This window comes from Pseudidiomarina mangrovi (genome assembly GCF_003999375.1).
Classification (GTDB): Bacteria; Pseudomonadota; Gammaproteobacteria; order Enterobacterales; family Alteromonadaceae; genus Pseudidiomarina; species Pseudidiomarina mangrovi.
Window position 1 is genome coordinate 49,969 of sequence record NZ_RJLC01000005.1, and the last position, 25,271, is coordinate 75,239.

The window sequence follows — 25,271 nt, forward strand, 5'->3', positions numbered from 1 at the left end:
ACAGTTAGCTGTCTTCTTCATCCTTTAAGGTCTGGCAATCGAGGCACAGGGGTGCTTCAGGCTTTGCCGCTAAGCGCGCTGTGCTGATCTCATCACCACACTCCACACATACACCAAACTCACCATTTCGCATACGCTGCAAAGCGGCGGTAGCTTGTTCGGCCCGAGTTTTGTTCGAGGGGTCGGCCACCATGGCTTCGAGCTTACTGCGGATCCGTAACAACTGGGGTACGGATAGTGAATCACTCATGTTGATGTCCTTCTAGTTCAATCACTGTTGCTGACTGACTCAGCTAATACGACAAATTGCCCGGAGAACTCTGCCACTGCTTTATGCCCATCAAATACTTGTGACTTCAGCGTCATGCGGGCATTGCGGCCGTCCGTAAGCGCAGATAAGTCACCGACCATATTGGCGACATGGGCAACTGCGCGTGGCTCGCGCGTTAGTGGTTTATGGTAATGAATGGAGCCGTCAGCCAATACCACCGCCCCGCTCAAGTTACGCTCGCGCAATTGTAAATGCAGGAGCCCCCAGCAAGTCAAGGTCGCCAACGAATAAATACTGCCAGCAAACATGGTGCCGTGCACATTGATGTTGCGCGATAAAATAGCTTGGGTTTCAAACTCGCGGCCACTGTATTGGCGAATTTGAATACCCATAGTTTCCGAAATTGGAATATCGTGATGCCAGGTTTGCTGCAATTCATGGCACCAGTCGGGTCGATAGATAATACGGTTGATGTCGTTAAAGGTTTTACGCAGCTGATGTTCAGCCGATGGGTTTTTCACAGTATCGGCTTGCTCTTTGTGTTCGTAGCCGCATTTCAAGTAAAAGCCCAGAGTATTATCGCGCGAGTTGATCACCACATGACGCGCTCCTTCGCGGCGTGCTAACTGTTCCAGTTCGTCTAAAATAGCCACACCATGGCCTTGGCCGCGATATTCCGGTGCCGCCGCCATAAAGCGAATTTGCGCTTCCTCTGGGCTGTTAAAATGCAGTCGCCCAACGGCAATAGCTTCGCCTGCGTTGTTCACCACCATGCGATGAACACCCACCTGATCGTACTCATCTTGTTCGGAGCCACGTGGCCGTTGAAACGGTTGCCGTAACACTCGCCAACGTAACTGATAGTAGCGCTCCAGTTGCTCGGCGGTAGTTGGCTCGATGACCTGATACATACGCTTTATTTGCCCTTGCTATTGAGTAAAAAGGTGACTGGACCATCATTGGTCAAGTTCACCTGCATATCCGCCCCGAACTGACCGGTAGCAACGTAAATACCCAGTTGTTGCAGTTCAGCTACAAACTGTTGATACAAAGGTTCGGCTTGCGCGGGTGCCGCAGCGCTGGAAAAACTGGGGCGCCGGCCGCTATTGGTATCTGCCGCTAAGGTAAATTGCGATACCACCAGCACACTGCCAGCAATATCGGTGACACTCAAGTTCATTTTGTCGTCGGCATCGCTAAATAATCGATACTGAGCTACCCGTTGAGCTAGTTTTTTCGCCTCACTGGCTTGGTCGTCACGCTCTATACCAAGCAACACCAACAGCCCTTGTTGGATGCTGCCTACGGTGGTACCCGCAATAGCTACGCGAGCCTCAGTCACTCTCTGCAGCAGCGCTATCATGCTCCAAAAACTCCTCAATACTTGCAGTTAACTCAGCGCCTACTAAGACGATGTTCCAGCTCACAAAGATCCACAGCAACATAATTGGAATAGCCGCTAACGCGCCATAAATGGCTTCATAGGAAGGGAACGCGGTGATATAGGCGGCAAAACCGCGTTTGGCCAGCTCAAACAGAATAGCAGCAACCAATGCGCCCCAAATAGCATGGCGCACTTTCACCACGCGGTTGGGCATCATCACATATAAAATCACAAAGGCAATCAGCGAGGTAAGCACTGGAACCACGCTTAACAGCATGGTGCGAAAGCCAGACACATAATCATCGGCAAATGCGGTCAGTGAGATGACGTACGAGGTCACTGCCATACCAGAGCCCATCAATAATGGCCCCAGCGTGAGAATCATCCAATACACAGCGAGGGCAACCGATAAGCGGCGGCGTTGCTTGTTACGCCAAATACGGTTCATGGTGGCATCAATGGTGGAAATCAAATTAACCGCCACCACAATCACAAACACCACGCCCACACCGGTCATTTTCGACACGTTGCCAATAAAGGTGTTGAGATACTCGGACAAGACCTCGCCTGAGGTCGGCATTAAGTTAGCAAATAAGAATGTCTCAAGTTGCAACCGCAGGTCGGTGAACATGGGAAACGCAGAAAAAATCGAAAACACCACTACCAGCATGGGCACTAAGGCTAGCATGCTCACAAAGGTTAGATGGCCGGCGATAATGGTAATACGGTCTTCCAAACAGCGCTGTCCGAAATAGCGCAAAAAGCGTCCAGCGCTAACTAGTTTATCTTTTGCGCTCATGAGCCAAGGAGGTTGTTCTGCCATGCAAGTAATCCCATTGATGCGTTGCTGCGTAATCACAAGCTACAAAGTATAGCGAGTTGGAGCAAGAGATGATTGTCATTTTTGGTGCCGGTGGCGGTTTAGGCCAGGCGTTAGTCAACCAGTATGTTGAACGCGGTGAGCAGGTGCTGGCTATTAGCCGTCAGGTTGCCCCTGCCAATAGTGGCGGTCAATGGCTGCAGGTACTCGGCTACGAGGCTGAGTATTTACAGCCACTCGCTGAGCAGCTGGCGCAGCAGCACATCACCGGTGTAATTAGCACTCTTGGGGTGCTTTACGATGACCATTTTATGCCTGAAAAGCGTCTTGATGAACTGGATACCGAGCATTTGCTGCGTAGCTACTATGTGAATGCGGTATTACCGGTCGCATTATTGCAATGGTTAAAGCCTTATTTGCCGACCAAACAATCGTGTTTTTGGGTGCAGTTGAGTGCCAAAGTAGGCAGTATTACTGATAATCAGTTAGGCGGGTGGTATAGCTACCGAGCCAGCAAAGCGGCACTGAATATGCTGTTGAAGACTGCCGCCATAGAATTAGCGCGCAGTCATAAGCAACTCACTATCGCCGCGATTCATCCAGGAACTACCGATACGCAGCTATCCAAGCCATTTCAAGGGCGCTTGAGTGCCGATAAATTATATTCACCCAGGTTGTCGGCGCAGCGCATTGCCGCAGTGATCGATAGCCTTGAGCCCAGCGAAAGCGGCGGTTTATGGCATTGGGATGGCACCCGCTTGCCTTACTAGGCAGATGTGCGCTGCTGTAAACCAGCAATAAAGGTATCGAGGGCGTGCTCGGCCGCCTCAATGATGTTGAAGTACTCTGGGTCGAGCAGCCAGTTATAAATAATGCCATCAATCATCGCCACCATGCTCACAACAATTTGTGCTGGGTTCGCTGAGGCTGGTAACTGACCGCGTTCAATGGCCTGTTGTAACACCAGTGTACATTCATCAATACAGGTGTTGCGAGCGCGCAAATGGCGGAAGTGAATCGGTAAGGTGTCATCCACATATTCGCATTTGTGGAACAAAATGGTCAGTACCGATTGGGTGTGCGGATCACGGTCTAACAGCTGCACAATATTGAGCAACCGCGCTCGTAATAACGCTAGTGGGTTGTCTACTAAGCGCTGACTGGTTTGCTCAATCATTTGATCAAAAGGAAGACGCACGCGTTCCATCATTGAATCAATCAAATCTAATTTGTTTTCAAAATGATGATAGATAGCGCCTCGCGTTACCCCTGCGGCTTCGGCAACTTGCATCATGGAGGTATTGGCAACGCCCTGCGCACTGAACAGGCGTTCAGCGGCATCCAGCAATTCTGCTTTAGTAGCTAATGCATCGGCTTTGGTACGACGAACCACAACGAATAACCCTTTTTAATGATTGTGGATGATTATACAGCAGTTTATATAATCATGCATGCATGTATGTAAAGTGCTAACCCATAGAATAGACAACTTTGCGTTTAGCGGAGATTTCTCCGATACTGAGCGAACACCATGAGGAGGATCTATTCATGCGCATTATGACCTGGTTACTGATGAGTTTGTGCGTGCTGCTGGTGCCCACAGCGAACGCGGGGGAAGAGCCTGATTTGCATCCGCAATTAGAATTTTTTCGACCCTATCTCGATACCTACTGGATCGGTGACTTAAGCGAGCCCGGTAGTGACCAAGCTAAAATTGATCGTGCGCATTGGCAGCGCGCGCTCAATGGCAATGCGATTAAAACCATCCATTCTCTGAACGATGGTGAATACGGTGGCGAATCGATTATTTTTTGGGATGAGCAAAAACAGACTTTAGCCTATTACTATTTCACCACCGCTGGCTTTTATACCCATGGCACCATGACCTTTCATGCCGACACCAACGTACTAGAAGCGTACGAGCAGGTTGAAAATAACGCCAACGGCATCACTGCGGTGAAATCGACCTCACAGTTTGATATCAACGCTGCTACCCTGACCTCGAGTTCACAGTATTTGAAAAACGATGAGTGGGTTAGCGGTCATAGTGCGGTTTATCGCTTATCGGGTCCACTCGATATCATCTTCCATTAAGCGGCAGTCAAGGGGATTCATGAAAAACGAACTGGATACGCACCTGATTCTCGATGTCTATGAAATTGTCCATACCCATGGTGAGCATAATGGTGACGAGTATGAGCTAGAGGGCATTAAAGTGTCGACCGACCACGATGGCTATACCGTCTATTTATCGGGTCATGGCGTGGACATGCGTTTGGAATTCCACAACAAGTATCACCTCGATTACCAAACCGAGCGCGAGTTAGAGCTATTTGTGCGCAAACTCGAGCATTTGCGCAAAACCTATCATGGCAATAAAGGTTGAGCATGCAGTCGACTAAAAAAGGCTATAGTTTTGGTGAAGAGGTTGCGCACGCACTGACCCATGGCGTGGGGGCTGTAGCAAGTATCATTGGCTTGGTGGTGATGTTGGTATGGGCGGTACGTTATGGCGACAACTGGCATGTGGTTAGCGCGGCCGTTTATGGTAGCAGTCTGATTCTGCTATATACAGCATCTACGCTGTATCACGCCTTGCCGTGGCCGCGGGTAAAGCATTTCTTTCAGCAGGCCGATCATGCCGCTATTTATGTACTCATTGCCGGCACCTATACGCCATTTTTGCTGGTGAATTTGCGTGGGCCTTGGGGTTGGTCGCTGTTAGCACTGGTTTGGTCCATTGCGATTTTAGGCGTAGTGATTGAGCTGGTGTTGAAAGAGCGCAAAAAATGGCTGTCACTGACACTTTATCTGGGCTTGGGCTGGATGGCGCTCATCGCAATCAATCCAATGCTGGATAACGTTGCTGCCAATGGTTTATGGCTACTGCTGGCTGGCGGATTAGCGTATAGCTTAGGGGTGATCTTCTATGTCTGGAAGTCGCTGAAGTACCATCACGCGGTGTGGCATGTGTTTGTGTTGGCTGGTAGCGTACTGCACTTTTTGTCAGTGTTCTACTACGTGCTGCCGCAGGCGTTACCGAATTAGACTCGAGCTGTGTTCGGCAAGCCAAGTGCTGAGCTCTGAACTTGGGAAGGGCCGCTCAAAATAATAACCCTGAGCGAGTTGTACGCCGAGTTTTTTCACCGTCATATATTCAGCCGCAGTTTCTATTCCCTCTGCCACGGTGCTTAATTCAAGCGCCGCAGATAACTCAACGATGTGGCGCACGACAATTTGATGCACGCTGTTGGTATTGATGTCTTGAATAAAATTGCGATCAATTTTGACCTCATTCAACGGCAGCTTCATCAAATTATTCAGTGACGCAAAGCCGGTACCAAAGTCATCCAGTGACAGGGAAATTCCACAGGCCTGATAAGCGCGCAGATAATCTTGTATCAGTTGTAGATTATCAAATGAGTCACTTTCTAATATTTCTAAGCAAAGTTGCCGAATCAGTTGCGGATATTGCGTTGCATATTGCTCAATCTGGCGGCGGAATAACGCATCAGTGATTTGCCGAGGGCTGATATTCAGACTCAGGCTAACGTTGCAATCAAGAGTGCGTAGCAACTTCAAGAGTTCAATACCTTGGTCTAATACAAAATGCCCCACTAGGATCTCGGTGTCGGTATGTGCAATGACAGGCAGAAAGTTCAGTGGTGAGATAATACCGCGCTCTGGGTGATACCAACGAATTAAAGCCTCAAACCCAGCTAAGCGACCGTCCGCCAGATTTACCTTAGGTTGCAGGAACAATTGAAACTGATTGTCGCTCAGTGCCGCAGTTATTTCGCGCAACAGTGCTGACTTGTTGTGTTGAATCAACAGCCCTTCATCGTCGAATATCTCATAGCGACCACCACCATTGTTCTTGACCGTAATACAGGCATGCAAGGCGTTTCGAATGGCTCGATCCGGTGATTTTTGTTGTGAAGTAACTAACGCGATACCAATCGATGCGGTCAACGAGCAAATATGCTCGCCGAGCCGAAAGGGGATCTCGATTTGCTCTTTGAGCTGACGAAATATCGGTTTTTTGTCGGATACATCAAGGCAAAGATAAAATTGGTCGCCCGCACTGCGCGCCATAAAGTCGCTCGGGCCCAGAAAGCGTCCGAGGCGCGCCTCAAGCTCGTGCAAAACTTGGTCGCCCATTGCCATACCGAAATCGCTATTGAGGGCTGAAAAATTATCGATATCAATGCAACACACAGCAAGTGCTGGCGTTCTTTTGGGGGCCACCAGCACATCGGCAAGCATGGTGTAGAATTGACCAAACATGGTTAGTCTCTCTGCTGCCAACGCTCTATTTTTCGATAGAGTGTGGATGGGCTGACTTCAAGGATTTGTGCGGCGGCCCGAATATTTCCCTTACAGTGGCTTAAGGTGAATTCAATGATTTGTCGTTCTGAGTGCTCTAATGGTTGTAACTTAAATGCGGCTAAATCTGAGCTACTAGTGTGCTGCTGCTCTACTACGGGCAACGCAACGGCAAATTTTTCGGCTTCTAATAGCTCACTCGGCAGCATTTGAGGTGTAACGATTTCACCATCATGTAACACCACAATTTTACGAATGATATTACTGAGTTGGCGGATATTGCCTGGCCATCTATAAGCGTTCAGCACTGATTCCACTGCCGGTGCGAAACGCTGGAACTGCTTGCGCTCTTCTACGCTGAAGTCGCGTAAGAATTGACGCGCCATCAGAATTACATCGTTGCCACGCTCGCGCAGCGGCGGAAGCTGAATGGGTATGACGTTAAGCCGATAATATAAGTCTTCGCGCAGCAGACCCTCAGCGACTGCCTGCTTAGGATTGCGGTTAGTCGCACAGACAAAGCGCACGTCTACTTGTACCAGTTGGTCGCTGCCGACTGGCTGTAACTGCTGTGTTTGAATGAACCGCAATAGCTTACTTTGCAAGTCAATGGGCAGCTCGCCAATTTCATCGAGAAACAGGGTGCCGCCGTCGGCGCGTTGTGCCGCACCAACACGGTTACTATTGGCCCCGGTGAAGGCGCCTTTGACATGCCCGAATAGCTCAGACTCTATGAGTTCGCGAGGTATTGCGGCGCAGTTGATGGCAATAAAGGGTTTATGCCGGCGGTCGCTTTCTAAATGAATGGCTTCCGCGCAGAGTTCTTTACCAGTACCACTTTCACCAGTAATAAAAATGGCTGCGCGGCTACCCGCGGAACTACGAATGGTTTCAAACACATTAGTAATGGCAAGCGAGCGCCCAATCATGCCGTGAAAGGCGACGTTATCAGTATTTTGTGTGAGCGCATTGATGCGCTGACTCAAGTCAAATTCGCGCAACGCGTTCGATATAGTGACCAAGAGCCGTGTGCGCTCAATAGGCTTAGTCAAATAATCATTGGCTTTATGGCGTAAAGCGGTGATGACCTGCTCACTGGAATAGTCTGAGGTGACAATAATGACTGGTGTATGGTCATCAAGACCACGAATATCCTTCAAAAGCGTGATGCCGTCTGTGTCTGGCAAGGTTAAATCGAGCATCACCAAATCAAACCCACCTTGACGGAAATAGTCGAGTGCCTCCTGCCCAGTGGCAGCAGTGGTGACGCTGTAGTCGTTATCCAAGTAACTGCTATAAATCATGGCAGTGGTTGGATTGTCTTCAACGATAAGAATGTTGGTTTGATACGGGTTAGTTGACACTATTCTCTGTCCTAGAAAAAAGCTGGGCTTATTGCCGTGTGGAGCAACAAGCCCAGAATGCGTTAGATGGGAGATCTTTCACGCAGCTGTAACAAAGCAAAAGCCGTGCCAACATAGCCATCGTGTCGAAATAGGCGCTCAAACAGCTCAGCAGCCATCACAAACCCCCAGTAAATTGCATAGTGCAACATCAGTAATGCAATATGCAATCATTGTCGCAAAATGAAACATAATTTAACGCTTCTGAGAGGTAAATCATTCGTTATAACAGTAATTTCATTTTGGCACGCGAATTGCAAAATGAAATTCAACGTGATTGTAATCTGCGACTAAAAATCGTTCTGAGGAGAGCTTTGTTGAGCTGGTTGAATGCGAAAGCAGTGGAACATCAAAAACCCCTGACCGTAAGGCAGTGGCTTTGGCTTGCCTTTTCTCGTCATGCGCTGATTCCCTTGCTGGTCGTCGAATCTGTGCTGATTTTGGTTTATGTGATCAGTGTACATACCGTCAATGAACGCAATACCAGCTATCTCAGAAGCATCGCTGTGAGTGAATTGCAGTTTAGTGCTAACCGCTACTCGGCTTATTTAGAGAGTCGCTTGCAGGGTGTGACGGGCGGCCTTGAGATATTTGTTGATGCCGTCACGAATGCCTTCAATGATCCGAACTATCAACCGCCGCGTGCGGAACTCGAACGGCGCTCGTTTTTTAATAACAGCATTTATCATACTCAATTTGATAATGGTGGTGCCGCCACGTTTTATCCAAGCCCGAGAAATGGGCAGCCACATGATATTGAGCGAGCCAATAAGCTCATCGCCATTGATGGTTTGATGAAATCTTTGGTTGAGCGTAATAACTTGGTGGCTCAGGTGTACTTCAATAATGCTGACTCACTGAATCACATCTATCCCTATTTTGATGTCATTAACCAATATCCGCATGATGTCGACGTCACTCAATTTAGTTTCTTTTATTTAGGTGATCCTGAGCGCAATCCCGATCGCACTATCAAATGGACAGAAGTGTATCTTGACCCTGCCGGCCAAGGCTGGATGACCACAGCGGTGAAGCCGGTGTATCTGAATGACCAGTTTGCCGGTGTTGCTGGTTTTGACTTAGCTATTAAAACACTGATTGCCGAGGTAGAAGAGCTAGCGTTGCCGTGGAATGGCTATGCCATGCTGGTGGATGAGCATCTCAACATTGTCGCCTTGAGCCGCCGTGGAGCCGATGAACTTGGCCTTGCGGCCATTCCGACGGACGCTGATGGCGGTAAAGTGTATGAATTAACCACACAAGATGACCGCTACAATTTGACCTCGAAGGCTGAATTTTCTCTTTTAAGCACTGCATTGGCGACCACCAGTGGCACCCTACGCGGCGACCAGCAAGGTCAACCGTTGATGTATGGTTGGCAGACTGTCAACGGGCCAAACTGGAAGCTCATTACTATCGTCAATGAGCAGGAACTGTTTGCCCAGACCAACGCCTTAGACCGCGAGTTAAATCACGTGGTGTATTGGATGATTGCCGGTCTGGTGCTTTTTTACATCAGTTTCTTCTTCTATATCTGGAAGCGGACCAGTAATTTCAGTGCAGTGCTGGAAACCGCCTTGGCGAAGACCCAGTCGCGCTTGAAAAAGATTGAGCAACGCGATTATTCCATTGACCCAGAGCCGCCATCGCCGTTACGTGAGGTCAATGAGTTAGGCGCTAGTCTTGATTCAATGGCGGCGGTACTCAACAACTATGTCCAGACCATCTCAGCTAGTGACAAACGTTTGCGCCAGGCACTGCAAACCAGCGGCGATATCGTGATTGAAATGGATAGTCAGGTGCAGGTGGTGTTCGGCACTAAACGGCTGATGCACCTGCTAGGCTTTGATAACGACCATGATTCGGAAGCCCTCGATACCCTGATGAACTTGGTGCATGATGATGATCGGCAAGACACTGAGCAACGCTTGCGCTTAGCGGTTACTGACGGTATGCCCTATGATTGCGAGATCCGTATGCGCTGTGCTAACGACAGTTACTTGTGGGTGCAAGCGCGTGGTACCGGTGTATTAGATGAGCGTTCGCCGCAGCGCCGAGTGGTTGCAACCGTCAGTAACATTGATGCGCGCAAACGTGCTGAGTTGCATTTGCAACAAGCGAAGGATGCCGCTGACCAAGCGAACCGAGCTAAATCACTATTTCTGTCGTCGGTAACCCATGAATTGAGAACCCCACTATCGGCGATTATTGGCTTTACCCAAGTCGCCGAGCTTGGCGAGCTCTCCGCATTTCAGCAAACGGCATTGACCCAAATCAAACAAGCCAGTAATCATTTACACAACTTAGTCGATGATATTCTCACGCAAAGTGAGATTGAGGCGAATGAACTGGCGCTCACTATCCAATCGACAGATATTGCCGAAAGTATTGCTGCGGCCATCGATGTGGTGCAATTGAGTGCTGCGGAGCGTCACGTCAAGTTGCACTATGTGCAGCACCAGGCACCAGCAGTCCTAGCTGATAGTCGGCGCTTACACCAAATCTTAATTAACCTATTGAGTAACGCGATTAAATATAATCGCCAACAGGGCCATGTTTACATCACCTCTGAATACGATCATGACTATGTGTTTATTCATATTCGCGATGAAGGCAAAGGCATCGACCGGGAAAATCTCGAGCGCATTTTTGACCCATTTGTTCGTATTGGCAAAGAAGCGTCATCAATACAAGGCACTGGTATTGGTTTAACCATTAGCCGCGATTTAGCCCAGCGCATGGGTGGGCGCATTAGTGTCAGTAGTACCTTAGATAGCGGCAGTATATTTACCATAGCTTTAGTAAGAGCCGAGGATACCTCACTATGAACACCTTAACCGCCCAGCATCCGAGTGCTCGTATTTTAGTGGTTGATGATAACGCCACCAACTTAATGTTGCTGACCGAGGTGCTTCGACTGGCAGGGTTTCAGACGGTCAAGGCCTTTAGCCACCCGGCTGATGTGATCCCGTATATGCGCCACAATCAAATAGACGTGTTGCTCGTCGACCAAAGCATGCCTGATATGACCGGCTTAGAATTATATTTACGGATAAAAATCGAGCTCGGTTACTGCCCAATAAGTTTTTTAGTGACCGCCCAAAGTATGGGGGACCTGGCTGAACGGGCAAAATCTATCGGCATGCAAGGCTTTATTAGTAAGCCGTTTAATATCCGTCAGGTGGTGCGTGATATTGACGAGGCAATCACTGCGCGTGGTGACGATTCTACTGCGACAAATAGTGTTGAAGAGTAGTTTGAGCGAGGGTAGCTGCAGCCTTTAAGGCGGCTACTTGGGTCACCTCAATGTGCTGTTGCAGCGCTGAACTCTGCAAGGTTTTGCAGCAATGTGCTAGTTCACTGAGCTGCAATTGGGCGGCGCTGCCATGCAAATAGTGAGACGCTTTCGCCAGTGCTGCGCTGTCATTCTGCAGCAAAGCGTTATCGATAGCTGCAAGGGTTACCGGTAAGTCGCTCAGGAAACTCTGGATAACGCGGCACATCAGTACCGCGTTATCCAGTAATTCAGCTTCGAGCTGAGCTTGTTGCCAAACGTTCAACTGCATCAGGCTGACCGAGCCAATTAACGGCTGGCGCGCTTACGCTCGTTTTCGGTCAGCATACGCTTACGAATACGAATTGATTTTGGCGTGATTTCGACTAACTCGTCGTCATCGATAAACTCAAGTGCTTGCTCAAGTGACAATTTGATCGGTGGCGTTAAGGTCAACGCTTCATCGGTACCGGCGGCACGGATGTTAGTTAACTGCTTACCTTTCAATACGTTCACAGTCAGGTCGTTGGAGCGGTTGTGAACGCCCACCACTTGGCCTTCGTACACTTCATCAGCGTGCGATACCATCAATCGGCCGCGCTCTTGTAAGTTAAACAAGGCGTAGGCAAGGGCTTTACCTTGGGCGTTAGAAATCAGCACGCCGTTGGTACGCTGACCAATTTTACCGCCTTTGAACGGGCCGTAATGGTCAAAGCTGTGGTACATCAAACCTGAACCTGAAGTCAGCGTCATAAAGTCGGTCTGGAAGCCGATCAAGCCACGGCTAGGAACAATAAAGTCGATACGTACGCGGCCTTTACCGTCTGGTGACATGTTGGTCATTTCAGCTTTACGCAAGCCGAGTTTTTCCATCACTGAGCCTGAATGCTCGTCTTGCACGTCTACGGTTAAGTTTTCGAACGGCTCCATTTTTTCGCCGTCGACTTCTTTCATGATCACTTCTGGGCGTGATACCGCAAGCTCAAAGCCTTCACGACGCATGTTTTCAATCAATACACCTAAGTGCAATTCACCACGGCCGGAAACGCGGAAGCGGTCTGGGTTATCGGTTTCTTCAACACGTAAGGCTACGTTGTGTTTCAATTCTTGCTTTAAGCGCTCAAGAATTTGGCGTGAGGTAACGAACTTACCTTCTTTACCTGAGAACGGCGAGGTGTTGACCTGGAAGGTCATGGTCACGGTCGGCTCGTCAACAGTCAGCGGGGTCATGGCCTCAACGGCACCGGCTGCACAAATGGTGTCAGAAATTTTCAATTCACCTAAACCGGTCACGGCAATAATGTCGCCGGCGCTAGCGCGGTCGGTTTCAATACGATCCAAACCTAAATAGCCGAATACTTGGCCAACTTTACCGTTGCGCTGGCTGCCATCGGCGCCGACCACAGTCACTTGCTGGCCCACTTTGATGCTACCGCGCTTGATCCGGCCAATACCAATGATGCCCACGTAGCTTGAGTAGTCGAGCTGTGAGATCTGCATTTGTAAGGTGCCGTCGCGGTCGGCGTCAGGCTGCGCTACTTTGCTGATAATGGTGTCGAACAATGGCTTCATGTCGCTGCTTGGGTCGTTGTAATCCAAGGTAGCGAAACCATTTAAGGCTGAGGCATACACAATCGGGAAATCTAACTGCTCGTTGGTGGCGCCTAAGTTGTCGAACAAGTCGAATACTTGGTCCACAACCCAATCAGGGCGTGCGCCCGGACGGTCAATTTTGTTCACCACAACAATTGGCTTTAAGCCATGTGAGAAGGCTTTCTGGGTTACGAAGCGCGTTTGCGGCATCGGCCCGTCAACAGCGTCAACCAGCAACAATACTGAGTCAGCCATTGACAGTACCCGCTCAACTTCACCACCGAAGTCGGCGTGTCCTGGGGTGTCGAGAATGTTGATGCGATAGTCTTGATAGTTGATCGCAGTGTTTTTGGCCAAAATGGTGATACCCCGTTCTTTCTCGAGGTCGTTGGAGTCCATGATGCGCTCGTCGGAGTCACCACGGCTTACTAACGTGCCTGATTGCTGGAGCAGCTTATCAACCAGGGTGGTTTTACCATGGTCAACGTGCGCGATGATCGCGATATTGCGCAGCTTCGAAAGTTCGGTTGCTTGAATAGTCATTAAATGGAGCCTGTATTAAAAAACGCGAAGGTGGGGACTACCGAGGTAGAAAACACCAGATTTGGTCAAAATAGCGGCGCATTATACGCCGCTCCCTGCGCTTACGCCAGAAAATTCGCTCTAAAACACCCGAATGGGCAATCAAGTGTTGTTATTTTGAGTGGAGCGCACTATATTGGTGCAGTCAGGCGGTGTGGTTTTGCACAATATTGGTGCGTTTCCGGGTCAATGAGCGCCCTTAGTCGCTGTTCAGCCGATGTAAATAGCCAAGCGAGATAAAAATAATAAATAAAAACAGTCTGTTATGGATGATGGCACGGGCTTTGCTTAACTGCTGGCGTACCCAACACGCTTCTACCTTTGGTACGAGCGCAACCTGTTTCGACAAGCACGATCGTGGAGGATCTCATGTCATCACCTAAAGCAGTCATGGCGTTTATTGCAGAACATGCCGTTAAATTTGTTGATTTACGTTTTACCGATACCCTCGGCAAAGAACAGCACGTGACCATTCCAGTGTCACAAATCAACGAAGATTTCTTCGAAGAAGGCAAAATGTTTGATGGTTCATCCATCACCGGCTGGAAAGGCATCAACGAATCAGACATGGTGCTCATGCCTGACTGTTCAACCATGGTGCTCGACCCGTTCACTGACGCTGTTACCTTAAACGTAACTTGTGACATTCTTGAGCCAGATACGTTGCAAGGCTACAGCCGCGACCCACGCTCTATTGCCCGTCGCGCTGAAGAGTATTTGCAAACCCAAGGTTTTGATAACGCCTTATTTGGCCCAGAGCCAGAGTTCTTCATGTTTGACAGCGTGCGTTTCCATACCGATATGGCCGGCTCATTCTTCAAAATTGAAGACGAAGAAGCAGCTTGGAGCTCAGGTAAAGAGATTGAAGGTGGCAACAAAGCTCACCGTCCACGCGTGAAAGGCGGTTACTTCCCAGTGCCACCGGTAGACTCAGGCCACGATATTCGTAGCACCATGTGTGAAGTGCTCGAGCAGGTTGGTTTAGTGGTTGAAGCCCATCACCACGAAGTTGCCACAGCTGGCCAAAACGAAGTAGCCACGCGTTTTAACACGCTGGTTAAAAAAGCTGACGAAATTCAAAAATACAAATATGTGGTGCACAACGTTGCGCATTCATACGGCAAAACTGTGACCTTTATGCCAAAACCATTGGTGGGCGATAACGGTTCAGGTATGCACGTTCACATGTCACTGGGTAAAGACGGCAAAAACACCTTTGCTGGCGACCTGTACGGTGGCTTGAGCGAAACCGCATTGTTCTACATTGGTGGTATCATCAAACACGCCCGTGCTCTGAACGCGTTCGCTAACCCAACTACCAACTCCTACAAGCGTTTGGTTCCAGGCTTTGAAGCGCCTGTTATGTTGGCTTACTCAGCGCGTAACCGTTCAGCCTCAATTCGTATTCCAGTGGTTGCAAGCACCCGCGCGCGTCGTATTGAAGTGCGCTTCCCAGACCCAGCAGCTAACCCATACTTGCTGTTCTCAGCATTGATGATGGCTGGTTTAGATGGTATCAAAAACAAGATCCATCCTGGCGATGCGATGGACAAAGACCTGTACGACTTGCCAGCAGAAGAAGCTAAGCTGATCCCAACGGTGTGTGATTCATTAGAGTTAGCGCTGCAAAGCCTTGACCAAGATCGCGCCTTCTTGACCGCTGGTGGGGTATTCACCGACGACATGATTGACGCTTACATCAAGGTCAAAATGAAAGACGTGATCCGTCTGAAGCAAGCTGTACACCCAGTTGAATTTGAACTGTATTACAGTGTGTAAGTAGGTTGATACGCAAGTGAGTTGCGGGGCTTATCGCAACTCACGATAAGGAGCCCAAATGCAGAGTAAGACAGCCTCCACCAACGCCTTGCTCGGGCTCCTTATCAGCGTGTTTTTGCTCGTAGGGGTGGCTCCTGCGGCAAGCCAAGTCTATAAAAAATGTGATGCCAACGGGGTCTGTTCGTACACCGACCAACCGCAAGCTGGCGCCGAGGCGATAGAGGTTCGCGCCGTGGTGACCGAGTTTGAACGTGTTGCAAGTCCTGTCATCACACCAGCACCAACGCTTGAACCGACCGAAGTAACCGGCCCCCCTGAAGTAACCGTCAGCATCACCAGCCCGCTTCATCGTGATACGGTGCGCTCTAATGGCGGTGAGTTTGAGGTGATCTGGGCGGCCGATATTAAAAACCTCGATGGCGACCCGGTGTATCAGCTGCGGCTTGATACCGTGCCGGTTTATGAAGGCCCATTAACGCAAGTGATTCTGCGCGATGTATCGCGCGGCGAGCGGCGCTTGCAAGTACGGGTGTTCAGCGCTGACGGGACTGAATTAGCGCAGTCAGACACCGTGGAATTTTATGTTCAGCGGGTTTCGGTATTCTCGCCAGCCCGCCAAGGAGACGCTGGTGGTAACCGCTGATTGCACCAAGTTGGTGCAACCGCAACTCGACCAGCTTCTCACCGGCGTTGTTCTGCTTGATGCGTCGTTAACCATTCTTTTTATGAACGCAGCCGCTGAGACTATTTTGGATGGTAGTCGTAAGCGCTTGTTAGGGCAGCCATTATTTAGCCTTTTCAGTTATAGCAGTCTGAATCCTGAGGTGCTACAGAGCGCCTTGCAGGAGCAGCAAAGTGTGTCTGATAGCGACGTGAGCTTGGTGTTTGCCGATGGCCAACGCATCACCATTGAGTTTATTGCGCAACCGTTGCTGGGTGCTCAGGGTCAGTCGCAGGTGTTGGTTGAATTGCGCCAAGTGGACCAAATTCGCCGCATTAACCACGAGAATTCGCAGCAACAGCAACTCAGCGCGGCGCATGCCATGATCCGTGGCTTGGCGCATGAAATTAAGAACCCACTGGGCGGTTTGCGCGGTGCCGCGCAGTTACTGGCGAGTGAATTGCCTGAGCCGGCACTGCGGGAATACACCGACCTGATTATCAATCAGGCTGATCGCTTGCGTAATCTGGTCGACCGTATGCTCGGCTCGCACCATATACCGCAACGCCACAGCGAAAATATTCATGCGCTGTTAGAGCGCGTGTGGCAACTAGTCAGCCTAAGTGCCAGCTCGGCAATTCAATGGCAGCGTGACTACGACCCTAGCCTACCCGAACTCACCATGGCTAGTGATGCCTTGGAACAAGCCTTGCTCAACATTGTCTTGAACGGCTGCGAGGCCATGGGCGAGCAGGGCGTATTGACACTGCGCACCCGCATCATTCATCAGCAAACCATTTATGGCAATCGCTACCGCCACTGCGCTTTAATCGTGGTGCAAGATAACGGCCCCGGCATTGCCCCGGCGGTGCGCGATACACTGTTCTACCCGATGGTGAGCGGCCGCGCTGGCGGCACTGGGCTTGGTCTCTCTATTGCGCAAAATGTTGTGCATCAGCATGGTGGCAAGATTGAAGTGGTATCGGAGCCGGGGCATACCGAGTTTCTTATTTATTTACCCTATTTGCCGAGCAAAGTAGATACCAAAGCCGACCGAGTGAGTGAGCTCAGCAAGGATGGTCACTATGGCGATTAGCGCGCAACCGATATGGATTTTAGACGACGATAGCTCGATTCGCTGGGTGTTAGAACGCGCCCTACAACGCGAGCAATTGCAATGCCGCAGTTTCAGTGCCGCAGCTGACCTCTATCAAGCGTTGCGCAGCGAGCAGCCGCGGGTGCTGTTAACAGATATTCGTATGCCGGGTGACGATGGCTTGCAAGTGTTGGCGAAATTGCGCGCTGACTATGCAGCTATTCGGGTGATCGTCATGACCGCCCACTCTGATCTTGATTCTGCGGTCAGCGCGTTTCAGGGTGGCGCTTTTGAGTACCTGGCCAAACCCTTTGATTTAGCCGATGCGGTAGCTATGGTTCAGCGTGCCCTGCAAGGCGATGTGGATACCTCGAACGCGACTGAGCCACCTCCAGCCGAGATGCCGCTGGCCGCCAGCAAAGATACTATGGCGGGCATGATTGGCCACGCGCCGGCTATGCAAGATGTGTTTCGTGCCATTGGGCGGTTGTCGCACACCAGTGTTACGGTGCTGATTACCGGCCAATCAGGCACCGGTAAGGAACTGGTCGCACGTGCCTTGCATCAACACAGTCCGCGCGCTGATAAACCGTTTATCGCGTTAAATATGGCGGCAATTCCAAGTGACTTGGTGGAATCCGAGCTATTCGGTCATGAAAAGGGGGCGTTCACCGGCGCCACCCAGCGTCGCCAAGGGCGCTTTGAGCAAGCCCATGGTGGCACGCTTTTTCTTGATGAAATTGGCGATATGCCGCTGGCGGTGCAAACGCGCCTGTTACGCGTGTTGGCCGATGGCCAGTTTTATCCTATCGGTAGTTACCAGCCGGTTAGTGTCGATGTGCGCATTATTGCTGCGACCCACCAACCGCTTGAACAGCGGGTGAGCGATGGTCTGTTCCGTGAGGATCTGTTACATCGCCTGAATGTTATTCGCCTAAAACTGCCCACCTTAGCCGAACGTGCCAGCGATATTCCGCAGTTAGCGCAGTATTTCTTGCAGCAAGCGGCGCTGGAATTAGGGGTTGCCGTCAAGCGTTTAAGCCCAGCTGCCGAGCAACAACTGATGCATGCCAGCTGGCCTGGCAACGTTCGCCAATTAGAAAATACCTGTCGTTGGTTGACTGTTATGGCGCCATCACAGCTCATCAATAGCAGTGATCTGCCTGATGAGCTGCAGCATGGATCGATAACAGTGAAATCGAGTGACTGGCAGCAGGCGCTTAGGCAGCAGCTGCAGCAACAACTCGATGCCGGCCATACCGAGGTGCTCGCACAATTGCTTCCACAGTTGGAGCAGCTGGCTCTCGAGCTCGCCCTCGAGCATACCCAAGGGCATAAACAACAGGCCGCCGCATTATTGGGTTGGGGTCGCAATACCCTCACCCGCAAACTGAAAGAATTGGTAAAAATTCAGTAAATCCGCTATCTATTCGTTACGGTCTTTACATAATGCTTTAGATTGTAAACAACCCTAATGAACAGGAACCGAATCATGAGTAAGATTTTACTTGTTGATGATGATGCTGAATTGAGCAACATGTTGTCGCAAATCCTCACCAAGGAAGGCTATAAACTGACTCTGGCTGCCGACGGCGAAACTGGCCTAGCGCGGGCGCTCAGCGGCTCTTATGACCTCATCTTACTTGACGTTATGTTGCCAGGCATAGACGGCTTTCAGTTATTACAACGCCTACGTCAGCAGTCGCGCAGTACTCCGGTTTTAATGTTGACCGCGCGCGGTAACGACGATGATCGCGTGGCTGGGCTTGAACTCGGTGCCGATGACTATTTGGCCAAACCGTTTTATCCGAAAGAATTAGTGGCGCGGGTGAAAGCGTTGTTGCGCCGTACCCCTAATACCACCGTTCGGCAGGAATCTATTGCGTATGCTGGGTTTGTGGTGAATCCACTGCAGAACGAAGTGCACTGTGATGAGGTGGTGCTGGAGTTAACCCCGACTGAATTCGACATTCTGCGCACCTTGGTACAAGGCGCGGGGCAAGTGGTCAGCAAAGATCAGTTGTCGGTGGCGGCATTGGGTCGTCAATTAGCGCCTTTTGACCGCAGCCTTGATGTGCATATCAGTAATATTCGTAAGAAGATTCAGCATAATCCTGAGCGCATTCAGACCGTTCGTGGACGCGGCTATCGCCTGCTGCAATTGGCCTAAGCCCTGTTATGACGCAACGAACGCGGTGGTATAAGTCACTCTCTCTTCGCTTGTTAGTGCTGTTCTGGATGCTGCTGTTCGGTGTCGCCAGCAGCGGTTACCTGTTAGCGCTATGGTTCAGTAAACCGGTGCTGCCAGAGCCGTTGCCGGTTGAGGTACAGAATAGTCTTGCGCCCCTGTTAAGTGATGTCGAAACCTTCCGTTCATTGGCCCCAGGGCGCTTACTTGCCGGCAATTATCGGGTCGCTGCGAGTGTTGGTGCCAGCGGCCCAGAGCGCTTGCAGTTAGACCGATTGTTGGCTAGTAGTCATCAGCGTGTGTTAATGCAGCAATTAGAAGCTAGCGAACCCGAGCAGGTGCCGGTGAGTGACCGTATGCTGATTGGACCGTTTAGCCTTGAGCAATATAAAATTTTGCTGACGCGACCACTCACCGAGCAGGAGCGTCTACAGCAGGTCATCAGCGAGCAACGGGCGCAAGAGGCGCAAACCACCGCGTTGTTTGTCGGTAGTTTGGTGATTGCGATCATTTTAGGTATATGGCTGGTGCGGCCGTTACGCATTCTCACCATGGCGACGCGGCAAATTGCTAAGGGTAGCGATGCACCGCTGGTGCTCAAGCAACTCCCTCGGCGCAGTGACGAGCTCGGTGAACTTGCCCGTGCATTACATACTACTGCCCATGATTTGACCGTGTCTCGCGATGCACAGCGGCGCTTATTAAGCGATGTCTCGCATGAACTGCGCTCGCCGCTGGCGCGCATGCAAGTGGCGCTGATGCTGAGCCAAGATGACGAAGATAGCGATAACCCTCATTTGCAACAGATGCACCGCGATGTTGAGCGTCTTAGCGCCATTATTGAACGCATTTTGTCGTTGTCACGGTTAGAAAATGGTTTAGTGAAACTCAATCGACTGGAGCTCGATACCCGCCAGCTGGTGGAGCAATTAGTTGCTGATTTAATTTATGTGGATGCCAAGCTTGGCGAGCGGGTGAAGGTGTTACCGGATGACGACGGTGAACGCGGTGATTGGCCGGTCATTGCTAGCGATAGCGAGCTACTGCGGTTAGTCATCGAAAACTTAGTGCGCAACGCCTTGCAGTACACCGATAACGAAGTACATTTGAGTTGTCAGTTGGCAGATGACAGCTTCGCTATTGCCATCCGTGATTTTGGTGATGGCGTGCCTGAGGCGCAGTTACAGCAATTGTTTGAACCGTTTTTCCGTGGTGATCCAGCCCGCCACCATAAGGCTGGCGTTGGTCTCGGTATGGCCCTAAGTTTGCGTGCTGCCACCGTATTAGGTGGCAGTGTCAGTGCGCGCAATCACCCTGATGGCGGGCTGGAAGTGACCATCTCGTTACCATTGCACGGCACTACAGAGCGGGCGTGACGCAGCAGCCCATCGAGTAAAGTCACGAACAATGGATCGGGCTTACCAATAGAATGCGGTGGCCCATCTGGTGAATGATCACCGCTGTTGAGCCAAATGGCATGACCTTGCTGAATACGTTGCACCGTCACCAGCGGCACCGCGGGGAAATTCGCGGTGGCTGGAGCAACGTATAAAAACTCGGTACATACCGGCCATTGACCAGTCACCACCTCACCGTCATCCAGTTCAAATTGTTCGGGCAGCCCAGTGAGTAATGCGCTTACCGCGCACGAACGTTCTGGGTCGGTATTTTTCTGATAGCACACCTTTTGCCCTTTGCGCGGATCAAACTGGGTCAGCGTGACCCCATACAGCTGCTGCAATATATGGTTGCGTGAGCGACGGTACAGGGCATCGTGACCGAGAATCAATAGCCCACCGTTGTGCACAAACTTAACGAGCTTGTGTTGGATCAAATCACGGGTGCGGGCGTTGGTACTCAATGGTGATACGTCTGAAATAAGTAACGTCACGGCATCAACGAAGCGCGCACTGAGTGGCCATTTGAGAATATCCTCGGGGCTTTTTAACGCCACCAAACGCACTTTCCGATCACGCTGAGCGAGCTGCAGTTGTTGTAATAAGCGATAGGTGCTGGCGCCCTGATCATCGGCATCGGTGTAGAGCAAAATAAACTTACGTCGACTCACCACGTAGGTCACGACCATGGCGAGATAATGGTAGAGCCGCAAGAATTTAATAAAAAAATCGATACCGATCAGGCGCAGTACAAACAGCACCGCCAGTAGGGCAATTTCGCCGATAAATTGAGAGATAAATTCGATATCAGAGGGTAAGTATCGGGTTAGTTCTTCAACCATGGGTCATTCAATCCTTCGAAAATAATATTGTCTGCGAATTGGTTCGCATGTTGTTGTTTTGTCGCACTGTTTATCGTCCAGGCTAGAACGGTTTTACCAGTCTTACGGGCCCGTGTCACCGCCCAGGCAGGCAAACAACGAACATCATAGCCAATAAAATGGGGTTGGCTGATATGATTCATCAGCAAATGGCGAAGCAGAAATTTCTTTAACCACGCCATGTCATGTTCATCACGAAAGTCGCACGATAGCTGGCCTCGCAACCAAGCCGGACGGTGTTTGGCAAACCACGCCATACTGTAAGGATTGAATGATTGCAGGGCAAATTCGCCGGTGTAGTTATCCAGTTGTGCGGCAATCGCTTGCTCTAACGGGCCTACCTGACCTTTGTTCTTAATTTCAATCAGCAACGGCACTTGCCCATTGATGCGCTCCAACACTTGGGCCAATGATGGGATATGACATGCGCTATTCACTAAATTGATGTGCTGCAGTTCAGTCAGGGTGAAATCGGCAAGTCGGCCATCCAGCCCTGTCATGCGCTTTAAGGTACTATCGTGGAACACCACCACCTGCTGGTCGGCACTCAAATGCACATCAATCTCGATAGCGAAACCACCGGCAATGGCTTGGTCAATGGCTAGCAACGAGTTTTCCGGAGCGGCCTCATCATGCAGGCCACGATGCGCAATAGGAGTATGGCTTAGCCAGTTCATGGATTGCTCTTCCGAATAGAGTTGGTTGGGTCGACAATCGACTGTGGGTCCATATGTAAAAACACATCGGTCTCTGGGAATAACGCCTCAACCCGCCCCTCTGCTTCATGGGTGATGTCGTGAGCTTGCTCTAATGACAAGCCGTCATTCAGTTCAATATGGCATTGCACAAAGCGGGTTTGCCCAGCACTGCGGGTACGCAGTTTGTGAATACCGTCAATGCCTGGCGTATTCAATAGCGTGTCAATAATTAGTAAGCGCTCACTATCAGGTAATTCCCTGTCCATGAGCGACTGGAATGCCTCCCAGCCAATACGAATGGCACCAAATGCTAGGTACGCAGCAATAAGCATGGCAAACACGCTATCGGCCCATTGAATGCCTTGGCTGGTCAAATAAATGGCTGTTAATACCGAAACGTTCAGTAAAATATCCGAGCGGAAGTGCAAGGCATCCGCGGCAATGGCTTGGGATTTAGTGTGACGCATGACGATGCGCTGTAACAGTACCAACGCCAGTGTCACGACAATGGCAAATACCGATACGTACATGCCAATGGCATGACGTTGCACTTCGCTACCGCTGTAAAATTGTTGGAAGCTGTGCACCGCTAGCAGCATGGCCGAGCCGGTGATAAGTGCGGATTGCACCAGTGCCGCCAGCGATTCCGCTTTACCGTGACCGAATCGGTGTTCCTCGTCGGCGGGCAAAATAGCATAACGCACGGCAAAAAAGGTAAACAAGGACGCCACGCCATCGAGCATGGAATCGGTGAGAGAGGCCAACATACTGGCCGAGTCGGTTAACAACCAAGCTGTGGCTTTGACCACGATCAATAACATGGCCACTGTGACCGACGCACGGGTGGCTAGTTTTACCCATGCGGCATAATCACGTTGTGGCGTTTTAGAAACAGCCATGAGCTACTCTTACAGAATTCATAATTCTGCTATTCTAACCAACTCATTGACCGATAGGAATGAACAATTCGTTATGTTTCATATTGCCTTACATACACCCGTCATGCCGGCCAACACCGGTAATATTATTCGTTTAGCGGCCAACAACGGTTGTATGTTGCATTTGATTGAGCCGCTTGGCTTTGACCTTGAAGAGAAAAAATTACGTCGGGCGGGCTTGGATTACCACGATTTAAGCCGCGTTACGCGCTATGCGGATTTTGATCAGTTTGCCAAAGCTATGACTGGGCGCCGTATTTTTGCCTGCACGACCAAGGGCTCGGTAGGTTACAGCACGGTCAATTACCAAGCCGACGATGTGTTGTTGTTTGGCTCAGAAACCAGCGGTTTACCGGCTGACGTGCGTGATCAGTTTCCAGCGCAACAGCTCATTCGCATTCCCATGATGCCAAACAATCGCTCGCTGAACCTCAGTAATGCCGTAGCGATTATTACTTACGAGGCGTGGCGCCAACAAAACTTTGCTGGGGCGGGTTAGGCGGCAAATTGAGTATGTAGGTCGAACGTTTTAAGTCAGTCTGACTATAAAACTCTGCAATCTCACCACTGCGAACTAGCTCGCTCAGGCGCAGATCAAACCAATCGCGCAGTTCACGACCGCGCGGCGTGTCCTGAAAGGCCATGTGGATCGGTAAACTGCCGTGCACCTGCTGCGATTGATAGGGTGCACTCATCCAATCGGGCGCATTTTCACGATAAGCCACCACCGCGCCAAGGCGCTTCAAGTCCAGCATGGCGAAGCAATCCAAGGTATTACTGGTATGGTAGTAATTCAGCCCCTGCGGCAGAAATTTGTCGTAACCGTAGCCAGCAACGTGGCAGATGAGCGGTTCAAAGGTGCCTTTCATGATGGCGTTGATGGCTTGTTCGGTATGAGCGAAAACGAATAATGGTCGGTCATAATCAAAATGTAAGCGTGAAATAATCGCATTATCGGGTTGATGATTGGCGTAGGTACCAATCAAGATATCAAAGCGTTGCTCTTCAAGGCCCAAGATCGCTCGTTGATAGGTATTGGCATTGAGTTCAAGTTGATTAGATACCGGACCAAAAATACGCCGTAGTAATTCAAAATAGGCGCCGGTGCCGTCCAAATTGGTGTAACTACGCCAATGGCCGGCGGTGGCACTCACACGACCAAATTGCGGCGCCGCAATAAACTCACTGGGTTGGCTGCTGCGAGCGCCTGCTTCACGCATAATAGCGGTGACTCGACCAGCGCTATGCATGCTGTTGAGCACCTCATAAAGCTGTGGCACTAAGGCCGCATGCTGCTTGTGCACATAGTGATAGCCGATTTCGGTCAGCACTGGCACGGCAATATTATGTGGGTCATCAAGCAAGCCCAGTTGCTGCGCTTCAAAATCATTGAGAATAATAGCCTTCACGCGATGGCTTCGATACATCAATTGTAGCTGTTCTAGGTCCAAGGCTTGCACGACCGGGCGTTGATAGTCGTGCTCGGCGAGTAAGTGCTCGACACCCTGCATGCCATTCACATAGGCTAAGTTTTCCAGGTCATTCAGTTCACACAGGCCACATTGGCGGCGGTCAGCAACAATAACTAGTTGATATTGAAACAACGGAAAATCAACTCGGATCAGATTCGGATAGTCTTGCTCGAGGCCCGGCAGACGGCCTAGCTCACCGGCAATACGACCGGCATTGGCTTCAACAATACTGCGAGCGCGCGGCATATCTAAATAGGTTAATTCAATATCGAGTTCGGCGTAGGCCTCTTCCATCAGCGCTTTCACATAGGTCGGGATAGGCCCCGCTTCTGGCTGGCGAAAGCTTAGTGTGGTGCTTGCGGCAGCGCTGGTAGTGACTAGCATGGTAATAACCAGCGTGGTAATAACTAGCAGTAGCCGTGACCAATAGTGGGTAAGAGTAACTGCGCGCATGGGGAACTCCTAAGGCCTTGAGTGCCTCTAAATTAGCATAATTTGACTGGATCAT

Annotated in this window: 26 protein-coding genes; 13 read left to right on the forward strand and 13 right to left on the reverse strand. The window is 50.4% G+C overall.

Annotated features, from left to right (window positions below):
* Positions 1-4: 4 nt before the first annotated feature.
* Genes EFO84_RS01025 through EFO84_RS01040 form a run of 4 tightly spaced genes read right to left on the reverse strand, consistent with a single transcriptional unit; the run spans position 5 to position 2,478 of the window.
* On the reverse strand, positions 5-250 hold the full coding sequence (locus tag EFO84_RS01025) for a TraR/DksA family transcriptional regulator (RefSeq protein WP_127346204.1): 246 nt from the start codon (positions 248-250) through the stop codon (positions 5-7).
* 17 nt (positions 251-267) lie between these two features.
* A complete protein-coding gene (locus tag EFO84_RS01030; RefSeq protein WP_127346205.1) occupies positions 268-1,182 on the reverse strand; it encodes a bifunctional GNAT family N-acetyltransferase/hotdog fold thioesterase in 915 nt (304 codons plus the stop codon).
* 5 nt (positions 1,183-1,187) lie between these two features.
* Positions 1,188-1,634, reverse strand: a complete 447-nt coding sequence (gene dtd / locus EFO84_RS01035) for a D-aminoacyl-tRNA deacylase (protein ID WP_127346206.1) — start codon at positions 1,632-1,634, stop codon at positions 1,188-1,190.
* Complete coding sequence (locus tag EFO84_RS01040; RefSeq protein WP_240642615.1) at positions 1,606-2,478, reverse strand: virulence factor BrkB family protein; 873 nt, start codon at positions 2,476-2,478, stop codon at positions 1,606-1,608. Before EFO84_RS01040 ends, dtd begins: the two co-directional genes overlap by 29 nt.
* Positions 2,479-2,546: 68 nt before the next feature.
* Here EFO84_RS01040 and EFO84_RS01045 point away from each other — a divergent pair, with 68 nt between their 5' ends.
* Positions 2,547-3,245, forward strand: a complete 699-nt coding sequence (locus tag EFO84_RS01045) for an SDR family NAD(P)-dependent oxidoreductase (protein WP_127346207.1) — start codon at positions 2,547-2,549, stop codon at positions 3,243-3,245.
* Here the strand turns inward: EFO84_RS01045 and EFO84_RS01050 are convergent.
* Positions 3,242-3,868 carry a TetR family transcriptional regulator gene (locus tag EFO84_RS01050; protein ID WP_127346208.1) on the reverse strand — a complete coding sequence of 209 codons (627 nt, stop codon included), beginning with the start codon at positions 3,866-3,868 and terminating at the stop codon, positions 3,242-3,244. The genes EFO84_RS01045 and EFO84_RS01050 overlap by 4 nt on opposite strands.
* Before the next feature lie 155 nt (positions 3,869-4,023).
* Between EFO84_RS01050 and EFO84_RS01055 the strand changes: the two genes are divergently transcribed.
* The 3 genes from EFO84_RS01055 to trhA are packed head-to-tail and all read left to right on the forward strand — an operon-like array spanning position 4,024 to position 5,523.
* On the forward strand, positions 4,024-4,569 hold the full coding sequence (locus tag EFO84_RS01055) for a hypothetical protein (RefSeq protein WP_205701918.1): 546 nt from the start codon (positions 4,024-4,026) through the stop codon (positions 4,567-4,569).
* Between the two features lie 19 nt (positions 4,570-4,588).
* A complete protein-coding gene (locus EFO84_RS01060; RefSeq protein WP_127346209.1) occupies positions 4,589-4,861 on the forward strand; it encodes a DUF3081 family protein in 273 nt (90 codons plus the stop codon).
* A 2-nt stretch (positions 4,862-4,863) separates the two neighbouring features.
* The gene (gene trhA, locus EFO84_RS01065; RefSeq protein ID WP_127346210.1) at positions 4,864-5,523 is read left to right on the forward strand and encodes a PAQR family membrane homeostasis protein TrhA; all 660 of its coding nucleotides are present in this window, start codon (positions 4,864-4,866) and stop codon (positions 5,521-5,523) included.
* Here trhA and EFO84_RS01070 read toward each other — a convergent pair.
* Positions 5,512-6,762: a putative bifunctional diguanylate cyclase/phosphodiesterase gene (locus tag EFO84_RS01070; RefSeq protein WP_127346211.1), complete on the reverse strand. Its 1,251-nt coding sequence runs from the start codon at positions 6,760-6,762 to the stop codon at positions 5,512-5,514. The two genes, trhA and EFO84_RS01070, sit on opposite strands and share 12 nt — an antisense overlap.
* Before the next feature lie 2 nt (positions 6,763-6,764).
* Positions 6,765-8,165: a sigma-54-dependent transcriptional regulator gene (locus EFO84_RS01075; protein ID WP_127346212.1), complete on the reverse strand. Its 1,401-nt coding sequence runs from the start codon at positions 8,163-8,165 to the stop codon at positions 6,765-6,767.
* A 356-nt stretch (positions 8,166-8,521) separates the two neighbouring features.
* Here EFO84_RS01075 and EFO84_RS01080 point away from each other — a divergent pair, with 356 nt between their 5' ends.
* The gene (locus EFO84_RS01080; RefSeq protein ID WP_127346213.1) at positions 8,522-11,032 is read left to right on the forward strand and encodes an ATP-binding protein; all 2,511 of its coding nucleotides are present in this window, start codon (positions 8,522-8,524) and stop codon (positions 11,030-11,032) included.
* Positions 11,029-11,460 (forward strand): response regulator, encoded by a 432-nt coding sequence (locus tag EFO84_RS01085; RefSeq protein ID WP_127346214.1) that lies wholly within the window; start codon positions 11,029-11,031, stop codon positions 11,458-11,460. The genes EFO84_RS01080 and EFO84_RS01085 overlap by 4 nt, the downstream gene beginning before the upstream one ends.
* Here EFO84_RS01085 and EFO84_RS01090 read toward each other — a convergent pair.
* Positions 11,432-11,770: an Hpt domain-containing protein gene (locus tag EFO84_RS01090; protein WP_127346215.1), complete on the reverse strand. Its 339-nt coding sequence runs from the start codon at positions 11,768-11,770 to the stop codon at positions 11,432-11,434. The two genes, EFO84_RS01085 and EFO84_RS01090, sit on opposite strands and share 29 nt — an antisense overlap.
* Before the next feature lie 17 nt (positions 11,771-11,787).
* The gene (gene typA, locus EFO84_RS01095; protein WP_127346216.1) at positions 11,788-13,614 is read right to left on the reverse strand and encodes a translational GTPase TypA; all 1,827 of its coding nucleotides are present in this window, start codon (positions 13,612-13,614) and stop codon (positions 11,788-11,790) included.
* Between the two features lie 408 nt (positions 13,615-14,022).
* On the opposite strand from typA, the gene glnA reads away from it, so the two are divergent.
* The 6 genes from glnA (at position 14,023) to EFO84_RS01125 (ending at position 20,753) form a co-directional block, all read left to right on the forward strand.
* Positions 14,023-15,432, forward strand: a complete 1,410-nt coding sequence (gene glnA / locus EFO84_RS01100; RefSeq protein ID WP_127346217.1) for a glutamate--ammonia ligase — start codon at positions 14,023-14,025, stop codon at positions 15,430-15,432.
* 58 nt (positions 15,433-15,490) lie between these two features.
* Complete coding sequence (locus tag EFO84_RS01105; RefSeq protein WP_127346218.1) at positions 15,491-16,075, forward strand: DUF4124 domain-containing protein; 585 nt, start codon at positions 15,491-15,493, stop codon at positions 16,073-16,075.
* On the forward strand, positions 16,062-17,189 hold the full coding sequence (gene glnL / locus EFO84_RS01110; protein WP_240642616.1) for a nitrogen regulation protein NR(II): 1,128 nt from the start codon (positions 16,062-16,064) through the stop codon (positions 17,187-17,189). Before EFO84_RS01105 ends, glnL begins: the two co-directional genes overlap by 14 nt.
* Positions 17,179-18,606, forward strand: a complete 1,428-nt coding sequence (ntrC, locus tag EFO84_RS01115) for a nitrogen regulation protein NR(I) (protein WP_127346220.1) — start codon at positions 17,179-17,181, stop codon at positions 18,604-18,606. The genes glnL and ntrC overlap by 11 nt, the downstream gene beginning before the upstream one ends.
* Before the next feature lie 75 nt (positions 18,607-18,681).
* Positions 18,682-19,359 (forward strand): response regulator transcription factor, encoded by a 678-nt coding sequence (locus EFO84_RS01120; protein ID WP_164742348.1) that lies wholly within the window; start codon positions 18,682-18,684, stop codon positions 19,357-19,359.
* A gap of 8 nt (positions 19,360-19,367) precedes the next feature.
* Positions 19,368-20,753, forward strand: coding sequence for a sensor histidine kinase (locus EFO84_RS01125; protein WP_127346221.1), 1,386 nt, complete (start codon positions 19,368-19,370; stop codon positions 20,751-20,753).
* On the opposite strand, the gene EFO84_RS01130 is transcribed toward EFO84_RS01125, so the two are convergent.
* From EFO84_RS01130 to fieF, 3 genes are read right to left on the reverse strand one after another with little or no spacing between them, the layout of a single operon-like run.
* Positions 20,687-21,616: a hypothetical protein gene (locus EFO84_RS01130; RefSeq protein WP_127346222.1), complete on the reverse strand. Its 930-nt coding sequence runs from the start codon at positions 21,614-21,616 to the stop codon at positions 20,687-20,689. The two genes, EFO84_RS01125 and EFO84_RS01130, sit on opposite strands and share 67 nt — an antisense overlap.
* Positions 21,601-22,332, reverse strand: coding sequence for a glycerophosphodiester phosphodiesterase family protein (locus EFO84_RS01135; RefSeq protein WP_127346223.1), 732 nt, complete (start codon positions 22,330-22,332; stop codon positions 21,601-21,603). Before EFO84_RS01135 ends, EFO84_RS01130 begins: the two co-directional genes overlap by 16 nt.
* Positions 22,329-23,252, reverse strand: coding sequence for a cation efflux pump FieF (fieF, locus tag EFO84_RS01140; RefSeq protein ID WP_127346224.1), 924 nt, complete (start codon positions 23,250-23,252; stop codon positions 22,329-22,331). Before fieF ends, EFO84_RS01135 begins: the two co-directional genes overlap by 4 nt.
* Positions 23,253-23,325: 73 nt before the next feature.
* Between fieF and EFO84_RS01145 the strand changes: the two genes are divergently transcribed.
* Positions 23,326-23,790, forward strand: a complete 465-nt coding sequence (locus tag EFO84_RS01145) for a tRNA (cytidine(34)-2'-O)-methyltransferase (RefSeq protein WP_127346225.1) — start codon at positions 23,326-23,328, stop codon at positions 23,788-23,790.
* On the opposite strand, the gene EFO84_RS01150 is transcribed toward EFO84_RS01145, so the two are convergent.
* Entirely contained in the window at positions 23,744-25,216 is a 1,473-nt protein-coding gene (locus EFO84_RS01150) for a hypothetical protein (RefSeq protein WP_127346226.1), read from the reverse strand. The two genes, EFO84_RS01145 and EFO84_RS01150, sit on opposite strands and share 47 nt — an antisense overlap.
* Positions 25,217-25,271 lie beyond the last annotated feature (55 nt).

Bases quoted from the DNA above. Each gene is read 5' to 3' on its own strand.
- EFO84_RS01025 (WP_127346204.1), bottom strand. From the start codon at position 250: ATGAGTGATTCACTATCCGTACCCCAGTTGTTACGGATCCGCAGTAAG.
- EFO84_RS01030 (WP_127346205.1), bottom strand. From the start codon at position 1,182: ATGTATCAGGTCATCGAGCCAACTACCGCCGAGCAACTGGAGCGCTAC.
- dtd (WP_127346206.1), bottom strand. From the start codon at position 1,634: ATGATAGCGCTGCTGCAGAGAGTGACTGAGGCTCGCGTAGCTATTGCG.
- EFO84_RS01040 (WP_240642615.1), bottom strand. From the start codon at position 2,478: ATGGCAGAACAACCTCCTTGGCTCATGAGCGCAAAAGATAAACTAGTT.
- EFO84_RS01045 (WP_127346207.1), top strand. From the start codon at position 2,547: ATGATTGTCATTTTTGGTGCCGGTGGCGGTTTAGGCCAGGCGTTAGTC.
- EFO84_RS01055 (WP_205701918.1), top strand. From the start codon at position 4,024: ATGCGCATTATGACCTGGTTACTGATGAGTTTGTGCGTGCTGCTGGTG.
- EFO84_RS01060 (WP_127346209.1), top strand. From the start codon at position 4,589: ATGAAAAACGAACTGGATACGCACCTGATTCTCGATGTCTATGAAATT.
- trhA (WP_127346210.1), top strand. From the start codon at position 4,864: ATGCAGTCGACTAAAAAAGGCTATAGTTTTGGTGAAGAGGTTGCGCAC.
- EFO84_RS01070 (WP_127346211.1), bottom strand. From the start codon at position 6,762: ATGTTTGGTCAATTCTACACCATGCTTGCCGATGTGCTGGTGGCCCCC.
- EFO84_RS01085 (WP_127346214.1), top strand. From the start codon at position 11,029: ATGAACACCTTAACCGCCCAGCATCCGAGTGCTCGTATTTTAGTGGTT.
- EFO84_RS01090 (WP_127346215.1), bottom strand. From the start codon at position 11,770: ATGCAGTTGAACGTTTGGCAACAAGCTCAGCTCGAAGCTGAATTACTG.
- typA (WP_127346216.1), bottom strand. From the start codon at position 13,614: ATGACTATTCAAGCAACCGAACTTTCGAAGCTGCGCAATATCGCGATC.
- glnA (WP_127346217.1), top strand. From the start codon at position 14,023: ATGTCATCACCTAAAGCAGTCATGGCGTTTATTGCAGAACATGCCGTT.
- EFO84_RS01105 (WP_127346218.1), top strand. From the start codon at position 15,491: ATGCAGAGTAAGACAGCCTCCACCAACGCCTTGCTCGGGCTCCTTATC.
- ntrC (WP_127346220.1), top strand. From the start codon at position 17,179: ATGGCGATTAGCGCGCAACCGATATGGATTTTAGACGACGATAGCTCG.
- EFO84_RS01120 (WP_164742348.1), top strand. From the start codon at position 18,682: ATGAGTAAGATTTTACTTGTTGATGATGATGCTGAATTGAGCAACATG.
- EFO84_RS01125 (WP_127346221.1), top strand. From the start codon at position 19,368: ATGACGCAACGAACGCGGTGGTATAAGTCACTCTCTCTTCGCTTGTTA.
- EFO84_RS01130 (WP_127346222.1), bottom strand. From the start codon at position 21,616: ATGGTTGAAGAACTAACCCGATACTTACCCTCTGATATCGAATTTATC.
- EFO84_RS01135 (WP_127346223.1), bottom strand. From the start codon at position 22,332: ATGAACTGGCTAAGCCATACTCCTATTGCGCATCGTGGCCTGCATGAT.
- fieF (WP_127346224.1), bottom strand. From the start codon at position 23,252: ATGGCTGTTTCTAAAACGCCACAACGTGATTATGCCGCATGGGTAAAA.
- EFO84_RS01145 (WP_127346225.1), top strand. From the start codon at position 23,326: ATGTTTCATATTGCCTTACATACACCCGTCATGCCGGCCAACACCGGT.
- EFO84_RS01150 (WP_127346226.1), bottom strand. From the start codon at position 25,216: ATGCGCGCAGTTACTCTTACCCACTATTGGTCACGGCTACTGCTAGTT.